This is a genomic window from Enterococcus sp. DIV0724b (genome assembly GCF_050531475.1).
Lineage (GTDB): Bacteria > Bacillota > Bacilli > Lactobacillales > Enterococcaceae > Enterococcus_L > Enterococcus_L haemoperoxidus.
In genome coordinates, this window is the sequence record NZ_CP172890.1 from 272,479 (window position 1) to 299,073 (window position 26,595).

Annotated in this window: 17 protein-coding genes and 1 pseudogene; 13 read left to right on the top strand and 5 right to left on the bottom strand. The window is 35.2% G+C overall.

Annotated elements, in window-relative coordinates; all coding sequences use genetic code 11:
* Positions 1-230 precede the first annotated feature (230 nt).
* The 7 genes from IGJ02_RS01260 (at position 231) to ftsY (ending at position 8,819) form a co-directional block, all read left to right on the top strand.
* The gene (locus IGJ02_RS01260) at positions 231-1,208 is read left to right on the top strand and encodes a hypothetical protein (protein ID WP_430602935.1); all 978 of its coding nucleotides are present in this window, start codon (positions 231-233) and stop codon (positions 1,206-1,208) included.
* A gap of 65 nt (positions 1,209-1,273) precedes the next feature.
* The gene (locus IGJ02_RS01265) at positions 1,274-1,462 is read left to right on the top strand and encodes a hypothetical protein (RefSeq protein WP_010772013.1); all 189 of its coding nucleotides are present in this window, start codon (positions 1,274-1,276) and stop codon (positions 1,460-1,462) included.
* 337 nt (positions 1,463-1,799) lie between these two features.
* Positions 1,800-2,207 carry a nucleoside-diphosphate kinase gene (gene ndk, locus IGJ02_RS01270; protein ID WP_010761865.1) on the top strand — a complete coding sequence of 136 codons (408 nt, stop codon included), beginning with the start codon at positions 1,800-1,802 and terminating at the stop codon, positions 2,205-2,207.
* A gap of 235 nt (positions 2,208-2,442) precedes the next feature.
* Positions 2,443-3,135 (top strand): ribonuclease III, encoded by a 693-nt coding sequence (gene rnc, locus IGJ02_RS01275; RefSeq protein WP_010761864.1) that lies wholly within the window; start codon positions 2,443-2,445, stop codon positions 3,133-3,135.
* A 23-nt stretch (positions 3,136-3,158) separates the two neighbouring features.
* A complete protein-coding gene (gene smc / locus IGJ02_RS01280) occupies positions 3,159-6,737 on the top strand; it encodes a chromosome segregation protein SMC (RefSeq protein ID WP_430602936.1) in 3,579 nt (1,192 codons plus the stop codon).
* Between the two features lie 27 nt (positions 6,738-6,764).
* Positions 6,765-7,592, top strand: coding sequence for a Cof-type HAD-IIB family hydrolase (locus tag IGJ02_RS01285; protein WP_430602937.1), 828 nt, complete (start codon positions 6,765-6,767; stop codon positions 7,590-7,592).
* Positions 7,593-8,819 carry a signal recognition particle-docking protein FtsY gene (ftsY, locus tag IGJ02_RS01290; protein ID WP_010761861.1) on the top strand — a complete coding sequence of 409 codons (1,227 nt, stop codon included), beginning with the start codon at positions 7,593-7,595 and terminating at the stop codon, positions 8,817-8,819.
* Positions 8,820-8,882: 63 nt separating this feature from the next.
* Here the strand turns inward: ftsY and IGJ02_RS01295 are convergent.
* Both IGJ02_RS01295 and IGJ02_RS01300 read right to left on the bottom strand, forming a co-directional pair.
* Positions 8,883-9,678 (bottom strand): annotated as a pseudogene (locus IGJ02_RS01295) (SDR family NAD(P)-dependent oxidoreductase).
* A 22-nt stretch (positions 9,679-9,700) separates the two neighbouring features.
* A complete protein-coding gene (locus IGJ02_RS01300) occupies positions 9,701-10,543 on the bottom strand; it encodes an aldo/keto reductase (RefSeq protein ID WP_430602938.1) in 843 nt (280 codons plus the stop codon).
* A gap of 156 nt (positions 10,544-10,699) precedes the next feature.
* On the opposite strand from IGJ02_RS01300, the gene IGJ02_RS01305 reads away from it, so the two are divergent.
* Entirely contained in the window at positions 10,700-11,074 is a 375-nt protein-coding gene (locus IGJ02_RS01305) for a winged helix-turn-helix transcriptional regulator (protein ID WP_010761858.1), read from the top strand.
* 169 nt (positions 11,075-11,243) lie between these two features.
* On the opposite strand, the gene IGJ02_RS01310 is transcribed toward IGJ02_RS01305, so the two are convergent.
* The 3 genes from IGJ02_RS01310 to IGJ02_RS01320 all read right to left on the bottom strand — a co-directional run bounded on the left by IGJ02_RS01310 (position 11,244) and on the right by IGJ02_RS01320 (position 16,861).
* A complete protein-coding gene (locus IGJ02_RS01310; protein ID WP_430602939.1) occupies positions 11,244-14,966 on the bottom strand; it encodes a BspA family leucine-rich repeat surface protein in 3,723 nt (1,240 codons plus the stop codon).
* A gap of 322 nt (positions 14,967-15,288) precedes the next feature.
* Positions 15,289-16,167, bottom strand: a complete 879-nt coding sequence (locus IGJ02_RS01315; RefSeq protein WP_010761857.1) for a YitT family protein — start codon at positions 16,165-16,167, stop codon at positions 15,289-15,291.
* 199 nt (positions 16,168-16,366) lie between these two features.
* The gene (locus tag IGJ02_RS01320; RefSeq protein WP_430602941.1) at positions 16,367-16,861 is read right to left on the bottom strand and encodes a cysteine hydrolase family protein; all 495 of its coding nucleotides are present in this window, start codon (positions 16,859-16,861) and stop codon (positions 16,367-16,369) included.
* Between the two features lie 226 nt (positions 16,862-17,087).
* Here IGJ02_RS01320 and gshAB point away from each other — a divergent pair, with 226 nt between their 5' ends.
* From gshAB to IGJ02_RS01345, 5 genes are all read left to right on the top strand, one after another.
* A complete protein-coding gene (gshAB, locus tag IGJ02_RS01325; RefSeq protein WP_430602942.1) occupies positions 17,088-19,358 on the top strand; it encodes a bifunctional glutamate--cysteine ligase/glutathione synthetase in 2,271 nt (756 codons plus the stop codon).
* A gap of 872 nt (positions 19,359-20,230) precedes the next feature.
* Complete coding sequence (locus IGJ02_RS01330; RefSeq protein ID WP_430602943.1) at positions 20,231-21,343, top strand: tyrosine-type recombinase/integrase; 1,113 nt, start codon at positions 20,231-20,233, stop codon at positions 21,341-21,343.
* 332 nt (positions 21,344-21,675) lie between these two features.
* Positions 21,676-22,386: a winged helix-turn-helix transcriptional regulator gene (locus IGJ02_RS01335; RefSeq protein ID WP_430602945.1), complete on the top strand. Its 711-nt coding sequence runs from the start codon at positions 21,676-21,678 to the stop codon at positions 22,384-22,386.
* Positions 22,387-22,467: 81 nt separating this feature from the next.
* Positions 22,468-23,748, top strand: coding sequence for a pectate lyase-like adhesive domain-containing protein (locus tag IGJ02_RS01340; protein WP_010761852.1), 1,281 nt, complete (start codon positions 22,468-22,470; stop codon positions 23,746-23,748).
* Between the two features lie 74 nt (positions 23,749-23,822).
* Positions 23,823-26,588 carry a WxL domain-containing protein gene (locus IGJ02_RS01345; protein WP_430602946.1) on the top strand — a complete coding sequence of 922 codons (2,766 nt, stop codon included), beginning with the start codon at positions 23,823-23,825 and terminating at the stop codon, positions 26,586-26,588.
* Positions 26,589-26,595: the final 7 nt, after the last annotated feature.

Genomic DNA, 26,595 nt, shown 5'->3' on the forward strand with positions numbered 1-26,595 from the left:
AATAAATATAGTAGAGCACTATTTGCTCTATACTTATTTTGAATTTAAAGATTTCTATGATGAAAATCTTAACATTGGGCGATTAATATACAGTGTTCTTTTTAACAGGAGTAGGATTTAAAACCTTATATGTTTTTTTTGCAAGTACTAAGTAGGTAATCGATTTAGTAGATGTTCACTACTTTGAACTACTGATGGTGGATCTAATTTTGGATTCGGAGGTTAATTTAGTGGAAACGAGTAGTAAAAGTAAATCACCAGAAGAAATGAACAAAGAATATTTCAAATCATTTATAGCTACTAGGGGAAGTATTAGCTCGTTATACATATCTTGGGCGGGCTTAGTCATTGCTCTTCTTTGTTTGATTATAACTTGGAATATAGCTGTATGGAGTTATCGAATAAGTCCAATGAAAAGTATAATGAATATTATACTTTTAAGCATAGTCATTTTCATGATATTAACGCTTTGCATGGTTAGTTTTAGAGTAACAAAAAAATTTTTGATTCTACATCAGGACTTTGCAGCTATATGGCTTATAATTTTTTCGGTCATGCTTACAATTGTGCTAATGTTCCTAGGATACACTATGACGCAGGGGACCAATGGGAATGAATTTAGATATGAATCTAAATTATCAATTATTGTTCTTTTACTATTCGGACTAACATATTTAGTTGCTCTTTTTTATAATTTTTATTGGTTAAAAAAACAATTAAAAATTGGGTTTTCAGATACACGTACAACTGCTAACTATTTTGCACGAGCTAAGGTTTACGAGTCAAAATCTCTATGGATAATCTTTGGTTTTTCAATGATAGGAGCCTTTTTAACAGGGAATTTAGCGAGAGTATTTGGCTTGGTCTTTGGTATATTTTTAGGCGCTGTTTTTTCTAGATTAACAATGGAGCTTGCTTACTCTGCATTTCTATTAAATACAGACAAAGAATATTGGGTCAATTATATTGATGAGCCAGAAAAACCGTGGAAAGAAATTCTAAAAAAGTGTTTAAAAAAGACATCCACATATGTGATTTTAGGTGTTTTACTGATTATTGTTATGGTGGAGATAGAAGACAGTTACAAGGTGCCTAAAGGCCTTCAGATTACATTTTCATATGTTCTCATGGCGATCCTACTCTTTTTTGTGGTAGCTTTCATAATGTGGATTATAAAAAAAGTGAGGGATAAGCTCGATAAAAAATAAGCAGACAATAGAGTGGGGAGTATGGAGAAAATTATCTCAAGAAACACAAAAAAGGAGATTAACAAATGAATGAAAAAAAGGTACAACGTAAATGGGCATTAGTAGTAGCAGTATTATTAACATTGGCAGCAATCAACCAGTTAATAAAGGGAATGGATCTATCTGATTCTTATGGTGCAGGAAGTCTTGTAAGCTTAATAGTATTTCCAGCCCTATTTTACTATCTAGCTTTTAAAAAGAAAAAAGAAAAATAATAACGTTGATAAACTAAAAGAATGATCCAATCAGAAAAATAGTTGATAGGATTGTTCTTTTTTCATGTTCAAATAAACACCAGAGAAAAAGGTAGTATAAATGCCAATTATGATATTTATACTGCTTTTTTTATTCATTTCAGGTGAATTATTCATAGCTACTTATCTTTAATTACGCTTAGATATCCAATCAGTTTCTCAAGACTATCTAACAATCACAAAGAACCAACTTTTTTTGTCACTTCTACACTAGACAGAAATTTCTAAGAATGATAATCTTCTTGTTAAGCGCTTCCATTCTTGCGTCATAAGAAACCTAAACAAGGAGAGAGATCATATGGAAAAAACACTCGTTATCATCAAGCCAGATGGCGTTTCACGTAAATTAGTTGGAGAAATCCTACAGCGATTTGAGAAAAAGCAATTAAAGCTTACTCAATTAAAAGTAGCAACAATGTCTCGCAACGTAGCAGAAGAACATTATGCACACGTCAAAAAATTCGATTTCTTCGAAGATATGATCACTTATATGACGTCGTCAGAAGTTGTTTATCTTGTTTTAGAAGGAACCAGCGTCATTAAAACCGTTCGTAAAATGATTGGTGCAACGAATTGTTTAGAAGCTGAACCTGGAACGATTCGAGGCGATTATGGCGCTAATAGTTATGAAAATATTATCCATGCGTCAGATTCACCAGAAGCGGCAGCAGTTGAAATCAAACGATTCTTTAATGAAGCCAATTAAATCAAAAGCGTATCAAGATTTTGTGACGATCTTGAACGCTTTTTGTCATTTTAAAGTGAATAAACGCGTGGAAATTCTTGGTTTATGATAAAAACACACTAAAATCATTAGGAAATTCTTCAAAAACCATGAATTCAGCAGTGTTTTTAGCGCAATTCCTCCCTAACCATTTAAAAATCCCGCAAAAAAAAGTATAATAGAGAAGGTTGTAAATAAACTTAAAGGAATGTAGCAAATGGACAATCAGTTAACTACAGAATTAAAAGAACGTTACGGCATTGTTTTCCATGATGTCAACCTATTAGAACAAGCTTTTACCCATTCATCCTATGTGAATGAGCATCGATACTTAAAACTATCAGACAATGAACGATTAGAATTTTTAGGAGATGCCGTTTTAGAGTTATTGGTTTCTCAATATTTGTATAAACAATTCCCAGAAATGCCAGAAGGCAAACTGACGAAAATGCGGGCGGCAATCGTTCGTGAAGATAGTTTATCCAAATTTGCGAAAGAATGTCATTTCGACCAATATATTCTTTTAGGCAAAGGAGAAGAAAATTCTGGTGGACGGACACGTCCAGCATTACTTTGTGATTTATTCGAAGCATTTTTAGGTGCTTTGTTCCTAGATCAAAAAGTCGATGCAGTCAAGAAATTTATTGCAGAAGTTATTTTCCCTAAAATCGATGCCGGTGCTTTTTCACATGAGATGGATCATAAAACACATTTACAAGAAGTCCTACAACGTCAAGGTGACGTTACCATTGAATACCGTTTAGTCAATGAAGAAGGACCAGCCCATGACCGAATCTTTTTTGTAGAAGTTTATGTTAATGAAAAAATGATCGGGACAGGTCAAGGTAAGTCGAAGAAATTAGCAGAACAGGATGCCGCTGAACGAGCGCTGAAACAAAATCCTGAGTAAGCTTGGAAGGAGCCGTTTTATTCGTGTATTTAAAACGAATTGAGATCGCAGGATTTAAATCCTTTGCGGATCGAACCGTTATAGAGTTTGAAAATGGTGTTACGGCTGTCGTTGGACCTAACGGCAGTGGAAAAAGTAATATCACCGAAGCGATTCGCTGGGTCTTAGGCGAGCAGTCTGCTAAAAGTCTTCGCGGCGGTAAGATGCCGGATATTATTTTTGCGGGTTCTGAAGGCCGTAAAGCATTAAATATTGCAGAAGTAACGGTTGTCTTAGATAATAGTGACCACTTTTTACCGCTAGATTTTACGGAAATCAGTGTGACGCGTCGCTATCGCAGAACAGGTGAAAGTGACTTTTATATCAACAAACAAGCTTGCCGATTGAAAGATATTCACGATTTATTTATGGATTCTGGTTTAGGGAAAGAATCATTTTCGATTATTTCCCAAGGGAAAGTCGAAGCGATTTTTAACAGTAAGCCAGAAGATCGTCGTGGTATTTTTGAAGAAGCAGCCGGCGTCTTGAAATACAAACAACGTAAGAAAAAAGCAGAGCAAAAACTATTTGAAACAGAAGATAATTTAAGTCGTGTGCAAGATATCATCTATGAATTAGAAGATCAACTGACTCCTCTAGCTGCACAAAGCGAAGCGGCCAAGGAGTTTTTGAAACTTAAAGAGAGCTTAACGGAAATCGATGTTAGCTTAACAGTAACAGAAATCGAAGCAGCAAAAGAAGTTTGGGAAATCAAGACAGCGGAACTTGCAGGCATCGAAGAAAAGTTACAGATTGCCAGCAAAAAAATCCGAGATTCAGAAGATGAACTATTCCAATTGCGTGGCAAACGCAATAAACTCGATGAACAAATCGAAACGGAACAACAACAACTTCTACAAATCACAGAAGCATTGAAGCAAACGGAAGGACAAAAAAACGTCCTAGTCGAACGCTCAAAACATACGATGCAAACAACCAGTGAATATCAGCAGTCTTTACAAGAAAATGCGGAGAAAATCACTCGTTATCGTGAAGAAGTTCAAGACTTACAAGCAAAAGTTACGGAGAAAAAAGCCCAACGTGAATCATTAGTTGATGCAATCAAAGCCTCAGAACTAGAAGTCGAAAAATACAGCAAATCGTCAAAAGAATTACTAGAAGAATTACGTAGCCAATACGTTGAAGTCATGCAAGAACAAGCTAATACGACCAACGATCTAAAATATTTAGAACGTCAGTATCAACAAGAAACGGCTAAAAATCAGCAATCTATTCAAAAGCATGAAGCGTTAGAAAAACAAATGACGGATGCTTTAGCTGAAAAAGAAGAACTAGAAGCAAATCTATCAGCATCCGACCAGGCATTAACCGACCAAAGAGAACAATATACGCAATTAAAACATCAGTTGGACCAAAAGCAAGGGCAATTAGCTGTGAAACAAAAGCAAATGTACCAGGCGATGAATCAGGTGCAACAAGCCAAAGCCCGTCAAAAAAGCTTACAAGAAATCCAAGAAAATTATTCAGGATTTTATCAAGGCGTTCGAGCAGTTTTAAAACATAAAGATCAATTAACTGGAATTGTCGGTGCCGTTGCTGAATTGATCGATGTACCAAAAGATTACACATTAGCAATCGAAACAGCTCTTGGTGGAGCCGCTCAACATGTGGTGGTGGAAACTGAAAAAGATGGTCGAGCTGGGATCACATTTTTAAAACAACAGCATAGCGGTCGTGCAACTTTTCTACCTCTAACGACAATCAAACCAAGAATGGTTTCTAGTGCAGTACGCGATCGTGTCAGCAATATTTCAGGATTTCTAGGGATTGCCAGTGAATTGGTTCACTTTTCAGATGAAGTCAGCAATGTGATTCAAAACCTTTTAGGTGTAACATTGTTAGCAGAAAGTTTAGAGAGCGCCAATCAATTAGCGAAAGCTGTAAATTATCAGTACCGTGTTGTGTCTTTAGATGGCGATGTTATGAACTCAGGTGGTTCGATGACCGGTGGTGCTAATAAGCGAGGCAATCAAGGTAGCTTATTCTCTCAAACCCAAGAACTTCAAACGTTGACGGAACAAATGGAACGTGTTGAAAAACAATTGACAGCCCATGAAAAAGAAGTGCAGCAGTTAACTGAAGAAGTCAAACAGCTCAATGAAACATTAGAACAGCTACGTTCAACTGGCGAAATAAGCCGCTTGAAGCAGCAAGAATTACAAAATAAACTAGCGAATCAAGAAGAAACGATTACACGGTTAACGAAAGAACAGCGTTTGTTTGAATTTGAAGCCCGTGAATTGCATCAATTTTTAACGGAATATCAAACAAGAAAAGAAGAACTAACGTTACAGCAACAAGAGCTGAATCAAACAAAAGACCGTTTAGATCAGGAAATGAAGCAAGTGGATCAAGAAGCTAGTCAAATGGAAACCTTGCGGGCAGAAGCCTTTGAACGTTTCAATCAAGTGCAAGCAGATCAAGCTGTGGTAACGGAACAATTGGCTCATCTAACGGAGCAAGTAGCAGAAAAACAAACGCAGTTAGATGAATTCTTAGCAAGAGAAACAGCTTTACGTCAACAATTACAACAATTAAATGATAATTCAACGGATCACTTGGTCACAGAAGAAAGCTTAGCGGTTCAGTTAGAACAACTAGCAGAGAAAAAAGACCAGCTGCAAACAAGTATTCAAGAAGCTAAAACTGCTCGTCAACAATTACAAGAGCAAGTTGATCAGATCGATACAGGTTTAGCAGAAGAAAATAAACAGCAACAACATCTATTGACAGAACAAACCAAGATCGAAGTTGAGAAAAACCGTTCAGAAATCAAACTAGATAACTCTTTACAATACTTACAAGAAGAATACAGTTTGACCTTTGAACGTGCGAATGAAGATTATGAATTAACAATTGATAAAGAGCAGGCCAAAATCGAAGTCAAACGCTTGAAACGTGATATCGAACGCCTAGGTCCAGTCAATCTCAATGCGATCGAACAATACGAGCAAGTCAATGAACGTCATGAGTTTTTAGTGTCTCAACGTGATGACTTGTTAGATGCTAAAGAGCAGTTGTTCGAAACGATGGGTGAAATGGATGAAGAAGTCAAAGCGCGCTTTAGTGAAGTCTTTGAAGCGATTCGTGCACAATTTAAAGTGGTGTTCCCAAATATGTTTGGCGGTGGTCGAGCAGAGCTGATTTTGACGAATCCAGAAGATTTATTGAATACTGGGGTAGAAATTGAAGCACAACCTCCAGGTAAAAAATTACAAAATCTAAGCTTACTCTCCGGTGGTGAACGGGCGTTAACAGCGATTGCCTTATTATTCTCTATCATCCGTGTTAGACCAGTACCATTCTGTGTCTTGGATGAAGTCGAAGCCGCTTTAGATGATGCTAATGTTTCGCGTTTTGGTCATTATTTAAGTGAATTTGAAGACGATACACAATTTATTGTGGTAACGCACCGTAAAGGAACGATGGAAGCCGCTGATGTGTTGTATGGTGTAACGATGCAAGAATCAGGTGTTTCGAAAATTGTTTCTGTTCGTTTGGAAGAAGTGAAAGAAGGCGGCGCAATTGTCGCTGAAACTTAATTATATAGGATTGGGGGACAAGACAGATTGATTAAATTAGTCGCTATTGATTTAGATGGCACACTTTTAAATAGTAAAAAAGAAATTTCTGAAAGAAATAAACAAGCCTTGGCCAAAGCGAAAGCTGCAGGTGTTAAAATCGTCATTTGTACAGGTCGTCCGTTAGCAGCGATCGGTATTTATTTAGACGCTTTGAATTTGCGAGACAACGGTGATTACAGTATTACCTTTAATGGTGGATTGGTTCAAAAAAACGATACTGGCGAAATCATTGAAAAAGCATCCATGCCTTTAGAAAATGTTCATGATTTGTTTGAATTAGCTGCAGCGTTGAATGTACCTTTGGATATTCTGTCTGACGGGCTAGTGCTGCAACTGCCAACGACGCAGAATTATGAATCGTTATATAGCCAACTAAATACATTACTGACATATGAGTCTTATGAATTAGACCAACTGACAGCTGATAGAATTTACAATAAAGCAGTCATTGCAGTGGAACAAACGTATCTAGATGAGCAAATTAAAAAGATTCCTAGTCCATTTTATGATCGTTATGAAATCATCAAAACGAGAAGTAATCTACTAGAATTTATGCCAAAAGGAATAACTAAAGCATATGGCATTTCCTTATTAGCGAGAGATTTAGGCATTAAACAAGAAGAAATCATGACGATCGGTGATGAAGAAAATGATTTACCGATGATCGAATATGCAGGACTTGGCGTAGCGATGGAAAATGCTGTTGCTAGAGTGAAAGATTTGGCAGATGTAATCACAGATACAAACGATAATGACGGCGTCGCACAAGCCGTTGAAAAATTTGTGTTAGAACCATTGAAAGGAGGAATATAAATGGGATTTTTCGATAAAATAAAAAAGGCGTTTATGAATGAAAAAGAAGCACAGCCAGCTGAAATCGAAACAGACGAAACACAGACAGAAGCTGTGGAAGAAGATGGTGTTTTAGAAGAGCAACAAGTAGAACAAGAAGTGACGGAACAAGCACAAGATGATTCTCTTGAAGCTATAGAAGCAGAATCAGAAACGGAAATCGACCCTCTTATTACGGTGAACCCTGTGACACAAGCGGAAGAGCTTGTTGATCCTGAAATCATTGAGGAACAAGCAGAAGAAATCATCGTACAAGATAAGTATGAAAAAGGCTTAGAAAAAACCCGTAAAACCTTTGGCGAACGGTTGAATGAATTATTCGCTAATTTCCGTTCAGTTGATGAAGACTTTTTTGAAGAATTAGAAGAGACCTTGATCGGCGCTGACGTTGGTTTTGATACAGCCATAAAAATTACAGAATCCCTTCGTCAAGAAGTAAAATTACGTAACGTGAAAAAACCAGCCGCGGTTCAAAATACGATCATTGAAAAAATGGTTGATTTGTACGAAGCAGAAGGTATCGAAGAAAATAATGCCTTGAATATTCAACCAAATGGCTTAACTGTTATGTTATTTGTCGGTGTTAATGGTGTTGGTAAAACAACTAGTATCGGCAAACTAGCCCATGAATTCAAACAAGACGGAAAAAAAGTCTTAATGGCAGCTGCTGATACGTTTAGAGCAGGGGCTATCGATCAATTAGTTGTCTGGGGCGAACGTGCCGGTGTAGAAGTTGTTCGAGGCAATGCCGGTGGCGATCCAGCAGCAGTCGTCTTTGATGCCGTAGAACGTGCAAAAACGGAGAATGCAGATATCTTACTTGTAGATACAGCAGGACGCTTACAAAACAAAGTTAATTTGATGAACGAATTAGAAAAAATCAAACGTGTGATTCAGCGTGAATTGCCGGATGCGCCTCATGAAGTGTTGCTTGTAGTAGATGCAACGACTGGGCAAAACGCAATGTCACAAGCAAAACAATTTAAAGAAACGACCGATGTCACAGGCTTAGTCTTAACAAAATTGGATGGTACAGCAAAAGGCGGAATCGTCTTAGCGATTCGTAATGAGCTGCATTTACCAGTTAAGTTAGTTGGATTAGGTGAAGGAATTGATGATTTAGAACCGTTTGATGCAAATGATTTTGCAATTGGATTGTTTAAAGGTTTACTGAAAGTCGAAGATTAAAGGAACAACAAAAACCTTTTGAGTGACTACATTAAGTAGGCATCCAAAAGGTTTTTTTATTCGCTAAAATATCGTTGGAACCATACCGCCATCCATCCGAAGTGCGGCACCGCTGAACGCTGAAGCATATGGACTGCTGATAAACGCAGCTAAACGTCCGATTTCACTAGGATCGATCAAGCGTTGGATCTGAGATAAGGGACGGTTGTTCGCCATAAACAATTTTTCTTTTTCTGCTAAGGTCAATGTTGAATCAGGATACATTTTTTCGATCATATCACGCACGCCTTCAGTCATGGTAGAGCCTGGCATGATTGTATTAACGGTTACTTGTGTTCCTTTGGTTAACTTAGACAAGCTTTTCGCTAAAGAAAGCTGCATGGTTTTTGTCATACTATACTGTGGCATTTCTCCAGAAGGCATGACCGCCTCTTCACTAGCAATAAAAATGATTCTGCCGAAGTTTTCGTTTAACATTTTAGGGAGATAAAATTTAACGAGAGAATTGGCAGCAAGTACATTTATCCGAAAGAATCTTTCCCAAGTATCATCGTCAATATCTTCATAAGCCATTGGTTGAAAAATCCCCATGTTATTCACTAAAATATCAATATGAGGAAATTTGTTAAATAAAGCGTTGGCGATCTTCTGAGACAACGATATCTCCAAAAGCAGATTGTGGATCCGTTTTTGGAAAGCGGTCTTTTAGTTCGTCGACTAATGCTGTAACTTCTTTTTCGTTACGGCCATTAATCAAAACATTGACACCTTCTTTGGCTAATTCACTCGCAATCGCTTTGCCAATCCCCTTTGTTGAGCCGGTGATTAATGCAGTTTTTCCTTTGATATTCATTTCCATGGCGATATCTCCTCACTAAATTTTATTTAAAAAAGAACGTATCTGGATTAGGACCAACTCGTGTGCCATCATCTAGTTGATTGATCATAGCTAAATCTTCTGTTGATAGTTCAAAGTCAAAAATTTCTGCATTACTTCTGATACGTGATTCTTTAACCGATTTTGGAATAACGATAATATCATTTTGAACATGCCACCTTAAAATAATTTGAGCGGCCGATTTGTTGTGTTTTGCGGCAATTTTTAAAATCGTTTCGTCTTCTAATAGTTGCCCTTGCATCAAAGGTGACCAGGCTTCAGTGATGATTCCTTTTTCTTTTCCAAATGCTCGAATTTCTTTTTGCGCCATTCGGGGATGAAGCTCCACTTGATTGATTACAGGAGTGATTTTTGCTGTATCAAGAAGTGTTTTTAGATGATGGACTTCAAAGTTACTAACGCCGATCGCTTTGATTTTTCCGATAAGATACAAATCTTCCAATGCCGCCCAAGGTTCTAAAAATTCATTGTCTCCAGGCCAGTGGATCAAATAAAGATCTAAATAATCCAAACCTAATGTTGCTAAACTGTCGTTAAAGGCCGTAATCGTTTGATCATAGTTTAACCCATGATTCCAAATTTTACTTGTGATAAACAGCTCTTCACGTTTTTTCCCAGTCAAGGTTAGACCACGCTTGATCCCTTCTCCGACACCTGATTCATTTCCATAAATTTGCGCAGTATCGATACTGACATAGCCTGCCTCAATTGCTTTTTGCACGGATAAAACAGTATCTTCATTACTTACTTGAAATACACCTAAACCAAAGCCTGGCATTTCAACTTTATTGTTTAATAATATTTTGTCTGTTAATGAACGAATCATCGGTTATCTTCCTTTCGCTTTTAAAGTAAATCTATCGTAACAGCTGCTAGTCTAAATGAATAGTACGTACTTTAAAGTTATATACATACCAAAAAGTAATTAATTGATTTTTCAGGCTTTTTTTGGTTAAATGAATCATGAAAGGATGTGACGTGTATGGAATCAGTCCCAACATCAGTCAAAAAAAAGTACAATATAGGTGTGGAAGTTACGATGGATGTGATTGGTGGCAAATGGAAACCGATCATTCTTTGTAACTTAAGACATCAAGTCATGCGCACAAGTGAACTACTTAGAGCGATACCCAATATCTCCCAAAAAATGTTGACGCAGCAATTACGTGAATTAGAACAAGATAATATTGTTGATCGAAAGTCCTATAACCAAATTCCGCCAAAAGTTGAATATAGTCTAAGTGATTACGGTGAATCTTTAGGCGAAATTCTTGATTTGCTTTGTTCTTGGGGAGAAACACATGCGGAGCATTTGATTGATAATGGTGAAGCGATTAGTTTGAATTGTAATAATTAAGAGAACGTATAGTATAGAAATTGATAAAAAAAGCATAGCAAGGCCGTTGGAAACACAACAGTCTTACTATGCTTTTTTGAATACAAGTGACAAGAAGAATGAGGATATAAAAAGTGAAATCACAAAAGCTCATTTTTTAACATATATATCCTTAAGTAAAATAAAAGGGTTATTGACTTGTTTTATTTTTTTCTCTCACGTAGGTTCCGGGGAAAGTCCCGTCATAGTTTTTTGTGAAATCTACACTGTTATTGTAAGTCTTGTCTTTACTAACCCAAGCGCCTGTATAGGGGTGAACCTTTTTTTCAGGCAAAGTAGCATTTTTAAATGTAAAATTCTTTCCTAATCTAATCGTTTCGACAGCAGAATCTTTGAACATATCTACCATGTTTCTAGTATTATTAGTATCCCAGTTAGCTAAGTCTAAAGAATTTATCTTAGTATTTCTAAATACACTAAGCATATTTATTACATTACTAGTATTCCAATGTCCAACATCTAATTGAGTTAACATAGAAGATTGGAATAACGAGGATATGTTGGTTACGCTACTAGTATCCCACTTGTTCAGATGTAAAGTATTTATTTTACTAGTAGAAAACATTGAATCCATGTTGACAACATTACTTGTGTTCCATTGATCTATATCTAATTGGAGTAACTCGGAGCGTTTGAACATCGCTTCCATGGTAATCACTTTACTAGTATCCCACTTGTTCAAATTTAAAACCTTTATTTTAGAACTACCAAACATTTTGGCCATAGTCTTTACTTTACTGGTGTTCCATCGGTCTACATTTATTTGAGTTGCTTGAGAGTACTGGAACATATTGGACATATCAGTTACATTGCTAGTATCCCAGGAATTTAAGTCCAAAGAGTCAATTTTACTATTATAAAACATTGACTTAAATGATTGGACATTACTGGTATTTATATTTGTTAAGTTCAATGATTTAAAGCTGGAATGTGCGAACATTTCTGACATGATCATGACTTTGTTTGTATCCCAGGGACTTAAATCTAAAGAACTTATATTAGTACTGCTGAACATATTGTCCATATTTAGTACATGACTGGTATCTATTTTTTCAATTCCTTCAATCTCCTCAAGTTCGCTCAAATTGGCAAATACATATTGACTGAATTTGTGTAAAGTAACAACATCGTCAAATTTAATTTTTTTGATTTTTTTTCCTTGTAGTAGATCAGAATCCTGTATAAACGCTTTTATATTAAATGAATAGTGGGTTATATCAGGAAAATTCCCTTTTTGAAAGGTAAGTGTTTGAGTTGAAGCATCCCAATCCCATGGTGCTGTTCCGAATTTCTTAGGATTATTTTCCCTTATATAGGTTCCAGGATGAGTTCCATCATAGTTTTCCATAAAGTCCTTACTACTAGTGTAGGTCATATCTTTACCAATCCAAGCACCCGTATATGGATACTTGTTTTTTTCAGGTAGAGCAGCATTTTTAAACGTAAAACGTTTTCCTAATGTGAGTTCTTCTAAAGCTGAATTAGTGAACATTGCCCATATGGAAGTTACGTTACTAGTATCCCAATTGTTTAAGTCCAAAGTTTCCACTTTGCTACTTCGAAACATTTCACTTAGCTGTGTTACTTTGCTTATATTCCAATTCGAGACATTTAATGCTTTTAATTTAGTCTCTTTAAACATACTGGACATATTTGTAACATTACTAGTGTCCCAAGTATTTAAATCTAAAGAAGCAATCGTAGTATTATAAAACATGTACGCCATGTTCGTTACCGCATTGGTGTTTAGTTTTTCCATACCTTCAATTTTCTCTAGTCCAGTTAAGTTGGCAAATAAATACGAACTATCCTTATGCAGAGAAACAGTATCTTCAAATTTGATTTTTTTGATTTTCTTCCCTTTTAATTGATCCCTTTGAATTAATTTTTCAATATTGTACGATGAATTAGTTGCAGGGAAATCCCCTTTTTTGAAGGTAAGTGTTTGAGTCGGTTCATCCCAGGTCCAAGGAGTTGTTCCATAAATTCCTCTAGCGCTAGTTACTTCAACGGTACTACTTGCTGTTTGCTTGCCATCTTCAGTTTCAGCAGTAATTGTTGCAGTTCCACTTGCTTGGGCCGTGACTTGTCCTTTTTGATCTACAGTGGCAATCTTTTCATCTGAACTTCGCCAAGTAACTGTTTTGTTGGTGGCGTTATCTGGGGTAATGGTTGCTGTAAGTTGTTCAATTTTCCCTACATCTAGCGAAAGCTTTGCTGGGTTCAGTGTAATATCAATAACAGAGATTTTAGGATTACTAAATGTTACAGACATGCCATCTTTAGACTCATCATTCACTATAATATCAAATTTAGGATTTTTTCCATCTGGTAATGTACTTGCTGGAACTGTTTTTCTCCCTAATTCAATTGTTTGTTCTTTATTGTGCATGCCGATTCCTTTGTAATAGAAACCATCTAAGCCTATAACCATATTACTATCTAATTTAGAGTAGCCAACAACGCCTTGATCTGCTTCACGGAGCGTAACAATTTGTTTGCCAGCCCCTTCGTTTTTAGGGATATGTTCATTGACATAATAAATTCCGACACCACCAGAATGGATATAGGGTGCTAATGCTGCATCGAAGCCTTTCATTTGGCGATTTTCAATTAAATAATATTGCTTAGGGTCGTCTGTTTCAACTTTAGCGATATTAAAATTATCTTGTTGAATCTCGTTAATAGTTAGTGTTTGTTCGTTCGCTATAATAGTAGGTTCTACTAGTCCCAATTTTACTTTTGAGTAAGCATCAAAGTGGACTGGATAGGAACCCGATGTTTTGCCATTCATGGTAGTATGGCTATTGGACATTACACTGTAACTGCCTAATCCGCTTCCCTTAGCCCCAGATGGATTATACAAATCTGGTAAACCTAAGTCATGTCCGATTTCATGGACAACTGTTCCGATAGTTGATTGAGCATCTGGGTCATTTAAATACCACTTTCTTTTATCTGTTACTGCTGTATATGTTTTTAATTTAACCCCATCAACTGTGATAGCACCACCCCATCTATGTGGCCAAATTGTAGGAGATACACCAGTACTTGCGTTTGTTGCACTAGCAGAATACCCACTAAAGACTGCAAGAACATGTAGTTCATCAGGTGAAATGTACCCATCTTTATTCGTATCATATTGTTTTAGATTCAATGTTTGGTTTTCTTGGTTGAGCGCTTCATTGATCATTTCACGAGGCAAAGTATGTTTATCACTTGCAAAACCTGTATTTGGATGATTTTTGTTTAGTTTAACTTTGACAACGCCATCTACAGTGTTTTCTTGTGTATTTTTTACAGGCGTAAATTGAATTAATCCCTTGGTAGCTTCTTGATAAAAATCATTAGCGGAATCTTTACCTGAAGCAAAAATTGTGTTGTACCAATCATTTTTAGTAAAGTCCATTGGAGTATCGTTAAATTCGATCATCACGACTAATAAGTTTCTTTTTTGTTGTACATTGAGAGCTTTCGCTTTTTGTTCTAATACATTTACTTCAGGAATATCTATTTTTATTTTTGATATATCTTTTTCATAGGCTACATTATCAGGTTTTGCATCAATGCTAAATTTACTGTCTGTAGCAACTAAGTGGTTCGTGTTAGCTTCTATAGTAGCATAATACCAGTAATCATTTTCACCAAATATTACCAGTTCTTTCGTATTTTCAACGATGGCATATGAGAGCCATTCGTCTCCTTGAACTTCGGCTTTGAATAGCTGTTGTGATGGTTGACTTAACTCTATAAACCCTTTTGGTTCTACTGGATCTGCCCAAACATTTCCATGGGAAAGGGATAGCATTGTGACAATCAAAGCAATAGAAAACAACCCTGTTACTTTTTTCATAAAATTTCCTCCTTTTATAGGTGATATAGTTAAAATATAACATGTATTTATATATATAAATATATCTAAAATTAAGAAATATATAGTGGTTTTTGAGATATGGTTGGTCTAATCATAAATGTTACTATGAATTATAGGACGGTAAAAGATGCTTGAGCCATAAGCTAATGCTACAAAAAAATCCTATTCGAATAAAAAATACGAATAGGATTTTTTTTCAGAACTAGATACTCAATTCTGTATTGTTTTGAAATATAATATATGAAATAAGTTGATATTAAAATTATAAGAAGATCATAGGCAACCTTATTTCAATTAGTAACTATAAATTATTCGCTTCAATTCCATAATCTTCTGCTATTTTCTTTAAACTAAAACCTCGACCAAAAACTTCGCTTGCATTCATCGAAACAATAAATGCTTCTTCATCGATGGCCATGACATTTTCTTTGATCTTAGCAAAGTCTTTTTCGCTAATCACCGTCATCATCAGCATACTTGGATTTTTTTGATACCCACCTTCGATTGGGATCATTGTCAAGCCTTTATCCATATCAACTAAGATTTTTTCTTTGATTTCTGCAAATTTTGGTGAAATAATCAACACATTTTTCGAACGAACAAAGCCAACTTGAACCATATCCACTACACGTCCAATAAGGTATAAACAAATCAGTGAGAATAGCACTGTGTCAGTATTGAAAACGAATAGAGCCGATAAAATGACTAATCCATCTACAAATAAAATTGAGACACCTAACGAAACTTTAAAGTACTTATTCACGACTTGTGAAATAATAGCCGTACCGCCAGTTGAAGCATTCCCTCTAAATTCTAGACCTAAACCAATACCTGTTAGGATCCCCCCGAAGATCGTCGCTAGAAAAATATTATGAGTTAGCACAGGCAAATGAGTGGTGATACCTACAAAAAACGGATAAATCAAGCTTCCATAAATTGTTTTGATTCCAACTTCTTTCCCTAAGAGTAAAAAGCAAACAATTAATAAAGGCAAATTAATCGCATATAAAACTAAAGCTGGATTGATTCCAAACAGATAATTGATCACTACACTGATCCCATTGGCACCACCTGCTACAATTTTATTTGGCAGTAAAATCGAATTGATCGATACTGCTAAAATAAAAGAACCAATCGTTACGTATAACGTATCTTGGATTTGTCTTTTCGTAAATTTCATGTAAAACGTTCCTCCATTTTCGTAGAATAGGGGTGTATTTCCTTTTTGAACGGAAAATAAGAGCAAAAAATAAAAAGTTCAACAAATATCCCCTAGTTATACTATCATGAATGACTAGAAGATATCATGAGATAATTTTAATTTTTTAGTCGATGAGTATGGTAAAATTAGAGAGAATAGAAAAACGAGTGCTATTTAATCAAATAAAAGTTAAAAATCGTTGATCCCATAAATTTTCATGGTGTTTGATAATTGCTTGAGCGCCTAATAAATCATTGTTTAGTGTAGTACTGAGTCCTCGTTTCATGAAACAAGTGTACCCTAAACCGTGAGCCATACGAACTGTGGTATCAACGCAATATTCTGTTTGAGCACCACAAAATTCAAGTTCGGTGACAGCTAGCTCATCTAAGAGGGCTGTTAACTTCGTTTGAAAAAAAGAATTGGCATGAGTTTTCCCGACATAAAAGTCACAATCTCTAGCATCAAGTTGCTCAAATAGTTGCCAATCATAACTTTCAGGAACAAGTTCGGTATCTTCGTGTTGAATAAAAATAATTGGCTGGTGATTTTTTCGGTAATCTGCAATACGTTGGTTGACCCCTGTCAATAAATCAGTCAGATGAAATAAACCAGTACCCGAATTTTCTAGACCATTTTGGAGATCGATGACTATCAAAGCTTTAGTATTCATTAATTTCTCCTTGTTTTAACGATTTTTCTTTCTAGTATACAATGAAGTGAAGAAACGTAAAAGCATATGCTATATCAGAAAAAAGGGCTCAAAAAAACTCGATTTTTTAACCAATTAAGGAATTTTATTACCTTTTTAACAAAATTTAAGCTAAAATATTCTTTTTGCTTCTCTTTTTCTATATAATGATGAGTAATGGAATAATAACGGGAAGAAAGGCGACAGTATGAAATTTAAAGAGTTGTTACAGCAAAAAAGTGTGCGTCCATATGTCATGGCTGCACGATTTGGATTAGAAAAAGAAAGTCAACGCACGACATTTGATGGTCAACTAGCGACGACAGATCATCCGAAAGTTTTAGGAAATCGATCTTATCATCCATACATTCAAACAGATTTTAGTGAAACACAGATGGAATTGATCACGCCAGTGGCGAACTCGATCAATGAAATGCTCCGCTATCTTGCAGCAATTCATGATGTAGCAATACGTTCGATGAATAAACATGAAATGCTTTGGCCGTTAAGTATGCCGCCAAAATTGCCACTTAAAGATGAAGACATTAAAATAGCCAAGCTTGATCAGTTTGAAGGTATTCTTTATCGTCGCTACTTAGCAAGAGAATATGGCAAACGTAAGCAAATGGTTAGTGGGATTCATTTTAATTTTGAATATGATATTACATTAGTTCAACAGCTTTTTTCTGAACAAGCAGAATACGAAACGATTGAAAAATTTAAAAATATTTTATATATGAAAGTCTCACGTAACTATTTACGTTATCGCTGGTTGATTACGTATCTATTCGGCGCATCTCCTGTCAGTGAATCAGGCTACTTTACTGAAAGAGAAGAGCGACCGAAAGAGCCTGTCAGAAGTCTACGCAACAGTTCGTTTGGCTATAAAAACAATGAAAATGTCAAAGTATCTTATGAATCTTTACAACAGTATATTAATGACATTCACCGAATGGTTGAAAATGGTATCTTATCAGAAGAAAAAGAGTTTTACTCTGCGGTTCGATTACGTGGGGGCAAACAAATGGCTGATTTGCCTAAAACTGGCGTCCGCTATATTGAACTTAGAAATCTGGATTTAAACCCATTTGCGCCATTAGGGGTGGATGAAGAGTCACTTGAATTTATTCATTTGTTTATGTTGTATTTATTGTGGACAGATGAAAAAGAAGCACCGAATGATTGGGTTGCAACAGGCGATTTCTTAAATGAGCAAGTTGCTTTAGGCCATCCTTTTGCGCAAGTAAAGCTTTTAGCAGAAGGGGATCGGATATTTGCTGAAATGGATGAAATGATCGAAGCTTTAGGTTTATTTAGAGCGAAGAAATCATTAGAAGTTCACCGAGCGCAACTAAGAACACCTGATTTAACGATTGCTGGAAAAATGTGGACGATCATTGAAAGTAACTCCAATCAGGAATTGGGTATTATTTTTGGAAAAGAATATCAAGGAATGGCTTTTGAACGTCCGTATCAATTAGCTGGGTTCAGAAATCTGGAGTTATCCACGCAGTTGTTTTTATTTGATATCATTCAAAAAGGTGTGGAAGTTGAACTGTTAGATGAAGCAGAGCAATTTTTGAAACTCAAACACAACGACCATGTCGAGTACGTCAAAAATGCCAATATGACTAGTAAAGATAGTTATATCGTACCATTGATCATGGAGAACAAGACTGTTACCAAAAAGGTTTTGGCACAAGCTGGGTTTAACGTACCAGATGGAGATGAGTTTGATACGATCGAAAGGGCAGAACAAGCTTATATCAAATATTCTGAAAAAGCGTTTGTAATCAAACCAAAAACAACAAATTATGGACTGGGAATCACAATTTTTAAAGAGGGAGCTTCCTTGGCAGATTATACAGAAGCATTGAAATTAGCATTTAAAGAAGATTCTGCTGTTTTGATCGAAGAATTCTTGCCAGGAACTGAGTATCGATTTTTTGTTTTAGATGATCAAGTGCGAGCAATTATGCTGCGTGTACCAGCTAATGTTGTGGGAGACGGCGTTCGTTCTGTTGAAGCGTTAGTAGCAGAAAAGAATCTTGATCCCTTGAGAGGAACTCACCACCGTTCACCGCTGGAATTGATTCAATTAGGTGATGTTGAACGGTTGATGTTAAAAGAGCAAAATCTATTGACGACATCGGTTCCTGATAAAGATCAGATCGTTTATTTGCGGGAGAATTCCAATATCAGCACTGGTGGCGATTCGATCGATGTAACGGATAACTTTGATGAAAGTTATAAACGGATTGCTATTGAAGCGGTTCAAGCACTAGGTGCAAAAATATGTGGTATTGATTTGATTGTTCCAGATAAATCGATTAAAGGAACCAAGAATAGCCGAACATATGGCATCATAGAAGCAAACTTTAACCCAGCAATGCATATGCATGCTTATCCGCATTCGGGTCATGGGCGCCATTTAACAATGGATGTATTGAAAATGTTGTATCCAGAGATATTTGAATAATATAAAAAAAAGATCAAGACCGTAAATAGGGCTTGATCTTTTATTTTTTTTTATCTTAAAAATGAGTAGACAAATTCTTATGTGAAAAGCAATTTCAAATTGTTTTCCATTATGTAAGAGTTGATAAAGAGAATAAACGAATAGAATTGAAGGAGGTTATTGATATAAATGTGTTATTTGTTTTTGATTTAATTGGTTAAAATTTCATTTTTATAACAAAAAGTATTGTTTTTGAACTATAATGATATGGGAACTAGATAGAGAAGGTAAGTGAGTGTTTTAGTCAATGAATAAAAAATGTAGTTGAGGTTATTCTTTGCAAGCAATGTTGTTAAAACTCGTAGAAATTTTGGAATGTGGCAAGTATGTAATTCTATTTTGTCAATCAGTAAAATTAGCATTAAGTAATCATGTTGAGGAAGACGTTGTTACTTTTTAAATGGAGATACTATGGTACATATAGATTATTATTGCATTTTTTTGAGTAAATCAATAATAAAGGAATCAAGGTAATTGACGTCAGATGGTGGTTGGTTAGAAGTAAATGTGGGAGTTTAAGTATGTGAAGTGCTTTTTTAATTGTTATATAAATGAGATTTTAGTATCTTGAAACTACTTATTTTGAGATGGAAATCTCTACTTCTACAAGTTTAAAGCATTTTATTTGATTAGTCTAGGTGTTTTCTTCTCATATTTTTTACAAATTATAATAAAAATTGAGAAAAATATGAAAAAATAAATATTTATCTCTTTTTTCTAATCTAATTGCAATATTCTTTTTTCGAGGTGGTTCGTTATTTAATTAAAATGGTTGCATTATCAGCCGTCAAGATAGCCGTCATTATTTTACATAAACTGGAGGGATTTAGTCAGTGAGAAAAGGTGAAAATATTTATAAACGAAAAGACGGACGTTGGGAAGGACGTTTTATTAAAGATCGAACAACAGATAAACGAATTATTTATGGATACGTGTATGGAAAAAACTATTCAGAAGTGAAAGAAAAGTTATCAATAAAAAAAGCACAATACATTGCTTCAAACAAAAATATCACTTCTTTTTCAGGTACTTTGGAAGAATGGCTTAATTATTGGTTAGAGATTTTGATGAAAAATAAAATCAAGGCATCCTCCTATTCAAACTATAAAGGTAAGATAGACAAATACATATTGCCTTATTTAGGGAAGACAACATTGAGGGATTTGAAGACAGAACATATTGAATCTTTCATCAATGATTTAAATACGATGAACTTAGCAAATAGCACGATTCGCAGTATTATCGCTATATTGAAAAGTTCATTGAAAAAAGCTGTCTACGATGAAAAAATCTATAGTGATCCTTGTACCAAGATTGTCTTACCCACCATACAAAAACCAGAGATTGCTGCACTGACTGTACATGCACAAAAGAGTTTGGAACTAATTGCCTTACAACAAAATGAGTGCTCCGGAGAAATTATTGCACTGTATACCGGAATGAGAATTGGTGAAATCAGCGGACTGAAATGGTCTGATATTGATATGGAAAAAAATATTATCCATGTTAGACGTACAATATCTAGGATTCCCTCAACTACAATAAATGGAAAGACTGAGATAATAATTGATACACCGAAAACAAAAAGCTCCTTGAGAGTGATTCCTTTAGCTGTAAATCTAAAAGAGTATCTATTAAAATGGAAAAAATGCGCAATAAGTGAATATGTCATAAACTGTAGAGGTAGTTTTACCGAACCCAGAATCATTAATTACAGATTTAAAAAAAATGTGAAGATGGCACGGTTAGGTTCTATCCACTTCCATATGTTAAGGCATACATTTGCAACAAGATGTGTTGAAGAAGGAATTGATATTGCAACTTTAAGTAAAATATTAGGGCACTCTTCTATAAAAATGACTTTAGATACGTATACAGATTCATTGTGGGAAAATAGAAAAGCTGCAATAAGTGTTATTGATAAAAGATTAAGCATCCACTCCTAAAAAGAGTGGATTTTTTCATGGACTCAACGAAAACATTTTGTGAACTATTGTAATGAGTATTCGTTTTTAAACCGTCAAGAAAATGGTCAAAGTACTTTAGAAGTACTGATATACATAGATGAGAAAGCATATATCTCAAAATAAGTAGTTTCAAGATAATATAGTACGTTCCATTATGATATAAAATTTTACCTTAAAGTAGTGGAGTGCAGGTTGTCCTATCGAATTTATAGAATCTACTTATTATAACTTTCTTCAATAAAAAATAAAAAGAATATGAATATGGATATTGTCTGATTTTACCTACTTGGTGGAAAGGAGAAAAATTAACTATGTATAAAATTGGATATGTTGCATTGACTACCACAACAGAAAAAGACTATATGAATACCCTAAAAGTTACATATGAAAATGTTCATAGTATTGAGCACGAACAAGTGATGTTAAAAAAATCAAATGAATTAGATGTGATTATCATTCAAGATGATGACAATCAATACGTAGGAAATATCTGTGAAATGATCATTCATTTAAGAAAAAACTCAGATACATTGGTGTGGATTATTTCAGAGCATTTAACAAAAGCTAATCGCAGTGTTTACCCAAGATTAGGAGCGGATGGAATTGCAGGGAATGAATGTGAACCCGATGAATTAGTTCAGTTGATTACTAATGCATTGAATCGCTATAGGAGCCGACTTAACTTTTCAAAACAAAATGGTAAGTTGGTATCTAGAAGAAATCAATTAAATACAGTTGTAGGATTAGAACTTGTTCCTAGTAATTTTAGTGTAATGATTGATGATAATGAAATTGATTTGACTAAACTTGAGTATCTAGCGCTAGAATATCTTCACCAAAATGTTGGACGAGCAGTCAGTTACGATGAAATTTATCAAAATGTTTGGAAAGACGATGTTGCGGATCGAAAATATCGAGTATCAAACTTAATCTTTCATTTGCGCAAAAAAATCGAAAAAAATGAAAAGGCGCCAATGTATATCAAAACTGTTCGATCCAAAGGCTATATGTTAGTTATTTAGAAACATTGAAAGGTAACAAATAAAGTTATTGAACAGTTTTGTGACTGTTTAATATAGAGAGAAAATAGGAGGAAGATAGAGATGAAAAGTATTTCATTAAAATCAACAGTAACAAAAGCAGTAATTTTAGGAGCATTGATCGCCCCGACAGTTTTACCACTAGCAGCGCATGCTAACGAAGGTTCATCTGTTGTGGCTACAGAAAATGCGAAACAAGTAAACACATTTGAACAATTGAAAGCGGCACTGGCAGACGCTTCAGTATCTGCAATTGAAGTAACAGGGGACATTACTTTCCCAAGAGCTATCACAGGTGTACCAATTCGAGATGTCAAAATGTATTCAACAACAGGGGCAAAAATTGATCTTGGTAAACATTACATTCACGGTAAAATTTCAAGTAAAGAAAAAGGTACGTTCACTTTAGAAGGTGTAGAAGTTGTCGGTTATCGTAAATTAGCTACTTTCTTCAAAGGGAGTAATGGTTGGGACTTCGTATCAAAAGACAATACCTTTGATGGTGAAACGTTAGTTCAATTGAATAACGGAACATTAACGTTTGAAGGAACAAACACAATTGATGCAGAAGATGAAATCGGTTGGGTTGCACATGTTGTCTTTAAAGAAGGTTCTGAATTAAATGGGATTGCTGCTAATAGTGGCCATGATCGTAGCGCATTTAAATTCAAAGGGACTTATGAAAATGGTTGGCAAGGAACTGTAACAGTTGAGAGCACTGCATCAGTAATTTTAAATGTAAAAAACCAAGCACGCTCTGCATTTAATGGCAAAATCAACCAAATTAATTTACAAAGTGATTCTAGATTAAAAATTGAAACAGAAGGAACTGGGTTAGCATTTGATAAATCAATTCACCACAAAACGGCTCCTGTTTTAAACGTAGGTGAAAATGCAGATCTGGATATTCACTCAAAAGGCGCAAGTAAAGGAATAAAGCCAACAATTGATCTTGCACAACCAGGTTCTCAAATTAATGTTGCTAAAGGAGCATATGTTTATATTACAGGTGAAGGAACACAAGGTATTGTTTTTTCAGCACCTGGTTCATCAATCAATGTGAACGAAGTAGTAGAATTTGAATTAGGTAACAAAACATTAGGTTCACCAGTTTTCAGCACTAAAAAGAACCAAGGGAATCTAACGTTTGCTTTCCAAAATCAAGATAAAATTGAAGCATATAGTGACTACAATACGCTAACTAAAGAATGGTCTGTAACGGAAGCAACAACGAGCATTGCTAATGGTTCAACACAATCAGTTGACTCTGCGGTAGCAGACTTTAACAGTGAATTCCAAGTTCAAAACTTTGGTAGAATCATCATTACACAACCTACAACATAATTAAAGTATTTTAAAGACTGAGATAATACTAACTCAGTCTTTAAAATAAAATTCTAAGGAAAGGAGAGGGGAAAATGCTGAAAAACAAAAAAATCCAATTTTTGATCGCTATTGTAGTAGCAGTTAGCCTTATCTTTTTCCAAAATGTCTTTTCCAATAACTATAAACTCCAAGCAAAGATATCCGCAGATAGCTCAGTAAGTGATAATAAGCTATTTGGAGTCCCTTATTTGACCGATAATCCAAGTGATCGTGGAAAAATGCTTACAGAATACGATGCAGATAAAACTATTATCTTAGGAAAGACAAATATTACATCTTTGCCGGGAGAATACAGTTTTATACCGCGTTGGACGGAAAGTGTTGCTGGTAAAAATATAGGTACAGAGGTATTAAATAACGGGTTTACAGAAGTTGCCAACGCTGGGAATGGATTTACTGGTAAGGTGTACCAATATTCCCCAGAGGATTTTGAATCGAAAAAACCGGCAAATCTAACGTACACTAATGTTGGGGTATTTAAAGGGAAATGGATTGATATGCGCCTCACGGTTACTAATGTTGAAAAAAATAGTGGGTTTAATGCGAGAGGAACTTCTTCTAAAGGGTTATTAATCGGTGGAACAAAAAACCACTTTAATCAAGTACGATTAACGAAATCAGAAAGCACTAGAGAAGATCAATACCCAAATGTAGAATTGACTTATGAATACTTAGAACATGGAACAGAGAATAAAGTTGAAGTAACGGGTTACAATGTTTTTGCGGATGTAGATTACCGTGAAAGTATTTTAGTAGATGAAAAGAAAATGAATTTACAAAATCTTATCATGTCAGAAGACACCAAATTAAGTTTTAAAAAGACAGATGGATTACTACATCTGATGCCATTTATCCCAGGCGTAAATGCTCTCGAAGATCTAGCTAATCGTGAAGAAGCTAAATTATCTTGGGCAGCATACACATTTGGTCCAACATCGGGTTATCCGATAATTTTTCGAATGTCAGATAGTACAACGATGGCGGATAATGAAGGATTATTGCCCTTTGAAACAGATAATCCTAATAAAGTAGGATATGACAATGAAAGTACTGATAATGAAAAAAATGTGGAATATTCCGTTTATCAATATACACCAAACAATGGGAAAAACTATCGTTATAATTCATTTACATGGTTAGATCCCATTCATAATGCCATTAAAGTTGAAAATGCAACTGATATTAAGCTTAAATTTGGACAAACTCAAGAAGATTTACCAGCTAAATATTACAATGTTACGATCGATCGCGATGTAAACGTGCCAGCGGTATCGGCAGATCCAGAAAAAGGAGTACTAGCAGAACCAGCAGGTGTGAGAGATGTTATTCGTGTAGAGTTTACAGAAGCCTTTATGACAGATAAAGATGCCAATGGAAATTTGTTGATGTATGGTGAAATGTTGGAGATGGACATAAAAGGAACATTGAATTCTGAGAATCGACTGGCACTACAATCGACATACTCAGCTTCTGAAAAAGCATTTGTCATACCGAATAGATCAGAGTTGCATTATACAGATAATATTTCTGTTACAGAGGATAAGAAAAAAATTATTTCTAGTAATACGGCTTATTCTAAAATTAAAACTGGCGAAGAAGTTCAAACTTTTGTTTCTAAAAAAGTGGTGAACAAGACAGCTGAAGACAACAAGCGACCCGCAACGGATAAAGCAAAAGTCGGAGACATTTTGAACTATGAAATGGAAGTTAAAAACCTTTCACTTGTCCCAACGAATGTTTGGAAAAATGTCACGATTTTTGATGAAATCGAATCGTCTTTAGATATTGATACTAGCACAATTGAAGTTACCAAAAATGGCACAACTGAGAAACATCCAGAATATTATGATGCGAATAATCGTAAATTGAGCTTGCCAAAACAAGATATAAAACCTGAGGATACGTCTAATTTGAAAATCAATTTTTCCGCAACAATCAACTTTTCAGCTTCAGGGAAAAAGGTTGATAACTGGGTTTATGCTAATGGAGTAGATTCACTCGGTAATCCTGTCAAAGACAAGGACAATGCTTTGTTAGCTCAAAAAGTCGAAAACTTAATTCCACCAACCATTACATTGAACGAAACAGAAGGTGTATCAACTGGTGAAGCGAAAATATTATCCGGAACATTCAACGATCCTGATTCTGAGAGTATCACAATGTATTACCAAGTAGACAGTGGAGAACCTGTTAAGATTGTTCCAGAGTATATCAATTCGCCTAAAAATAATGATAATTCTTACCAATTTACAATACCAGGGGAAAAATTATCTCATGGTCCTCATAAAATAATTGTCTATGGTATAGATAGTGAGAAGTTAAAATCAAATGAATTGGTTTATACGTTAAAAGATGGAGAGTTAAATTTTATTTCCGCACCAAAGGTAATCAATTTCGGAATCAAAGCGTTTGATGCTAAAGTTACGAGAATAGATAATCCTTCTTATGATAACGATTTAGTTATTTCTGATGGAAGAGGACTGTTGGATACATGGACATTGACAGCTAAATTAAACGGAGATATGCATTTAGTGGGTGATGTAAGTAAGGTTTTACCAGATGCGATCCGATATGTCTATAATGGACAAGAATATAAGTTAAGTAATTCAGCTATACCTATTATGGTCCGTAAAAATGATAATCATAATGCTTATAATATAAGTGATTCTTGGGGGAATAAAAAGAATGATGATGGTTTCAAGTTAGAAGTTTTGCCAGGAGATGTTCAGTCACTAGGCGATTATGAAGCGGAGATTATTTGGGAACTATCTGCTACGCCAGGCGCAACACCACCGTAAAGGAGAG

Excerpts from the sequence above, each read along its gene's own strand:
- IGJ02_RS01315 (WP_010761857.1), bottom strand. The coding sequence starts at position 16,167 with ATGAAATTTACGAAAAGACAAATCCAAGATACGTTATACGTAACGATT.
- ftsY (WP_010761861.1), top strand. The coding sequence starts at position 7,593 with ATGGGATTTTTCGATAAAATAAAAAAGGCGTTTATGAATGAAAAAGAA.
- ndk (WP_010761865.1), top strand. The coding sequence starts at position 1,800 with ATGGAAAAAACACTCGTTATCATCAAGCCAGATGGCGTTTCACGTAAA.
- IGJ02_RS01310 (WP_430602939.1), bottom strand. The coding sequence starts at position 14,966 with ATGAAAAAAGTAACAGGGTTGTTTTCTATTGCTTTGATTGTCACAATG.
- gshAB (WP_430602942.1), top strand. The coding sequence starts at position 17,088 with ATGAAATTTAAAGAGTTGTTACAGCAAAAAAGTGTGCGTCCATATGTC.
- IGJ02_RS01320 (WP_430602941.1), bottom strand. The coding sequence starts at position 16,861 with ATGAATACTAAAGCTTTGATAGTCATCGATCTCCAAAATGGTCTAGAA.
- IGJ02_RS01305 (WP_010761858.1), top strand. The coding sequence starts at position 10,700 with ATGGAATCAGTCCCAACATCAGTCAAAAAAAAGTACAATATAGGTGTG.
- IGJ02_RS01345 (WP_430602946.1), top strand. The coding sequence starts at position 23,823 with ATGCTGAAAAACAAAAAAATCCAATTTTTGATCGCTATTGTAGTAGCA.
- IGJ02_RS01335 (WP_430602945.1), top strand. The coding sequence starts at position 21,676 with ATGTATAAAATTGGATATGTTGCATTGACTACCACAACAGAAAAAGAC.
- IGJ02_RS01300 (WP_430602938.1), bottom strand. The coding sequence starts at position 10,543 with ATGATTCGTTCATTAACAGACAAAATATTATTAAACAATAAAGTTGAA.
- IGJ02_RS01340 (WP_010761852.1), top strand. The coding sequence starts at position 22,468 with ATGAAAAGTATTTCATTAAAATCAACAGTAACAAAAGCAGTAATTTTA.
- rnc (WP_010761864.1), top strand. The coding sequence starts at position 2,443 with ATGGACAATCAGTTAACTACAGAATTAAAAGAACGTTACGGCATTGTT.
- IGJ02_RS01265 (WP_010772013.1), top strand. The coding sequence starts at position 1,274 with ATGAATGAAAAAAAGGTACAACGTAAATGGGCATTAGTAGTAGCAGTA.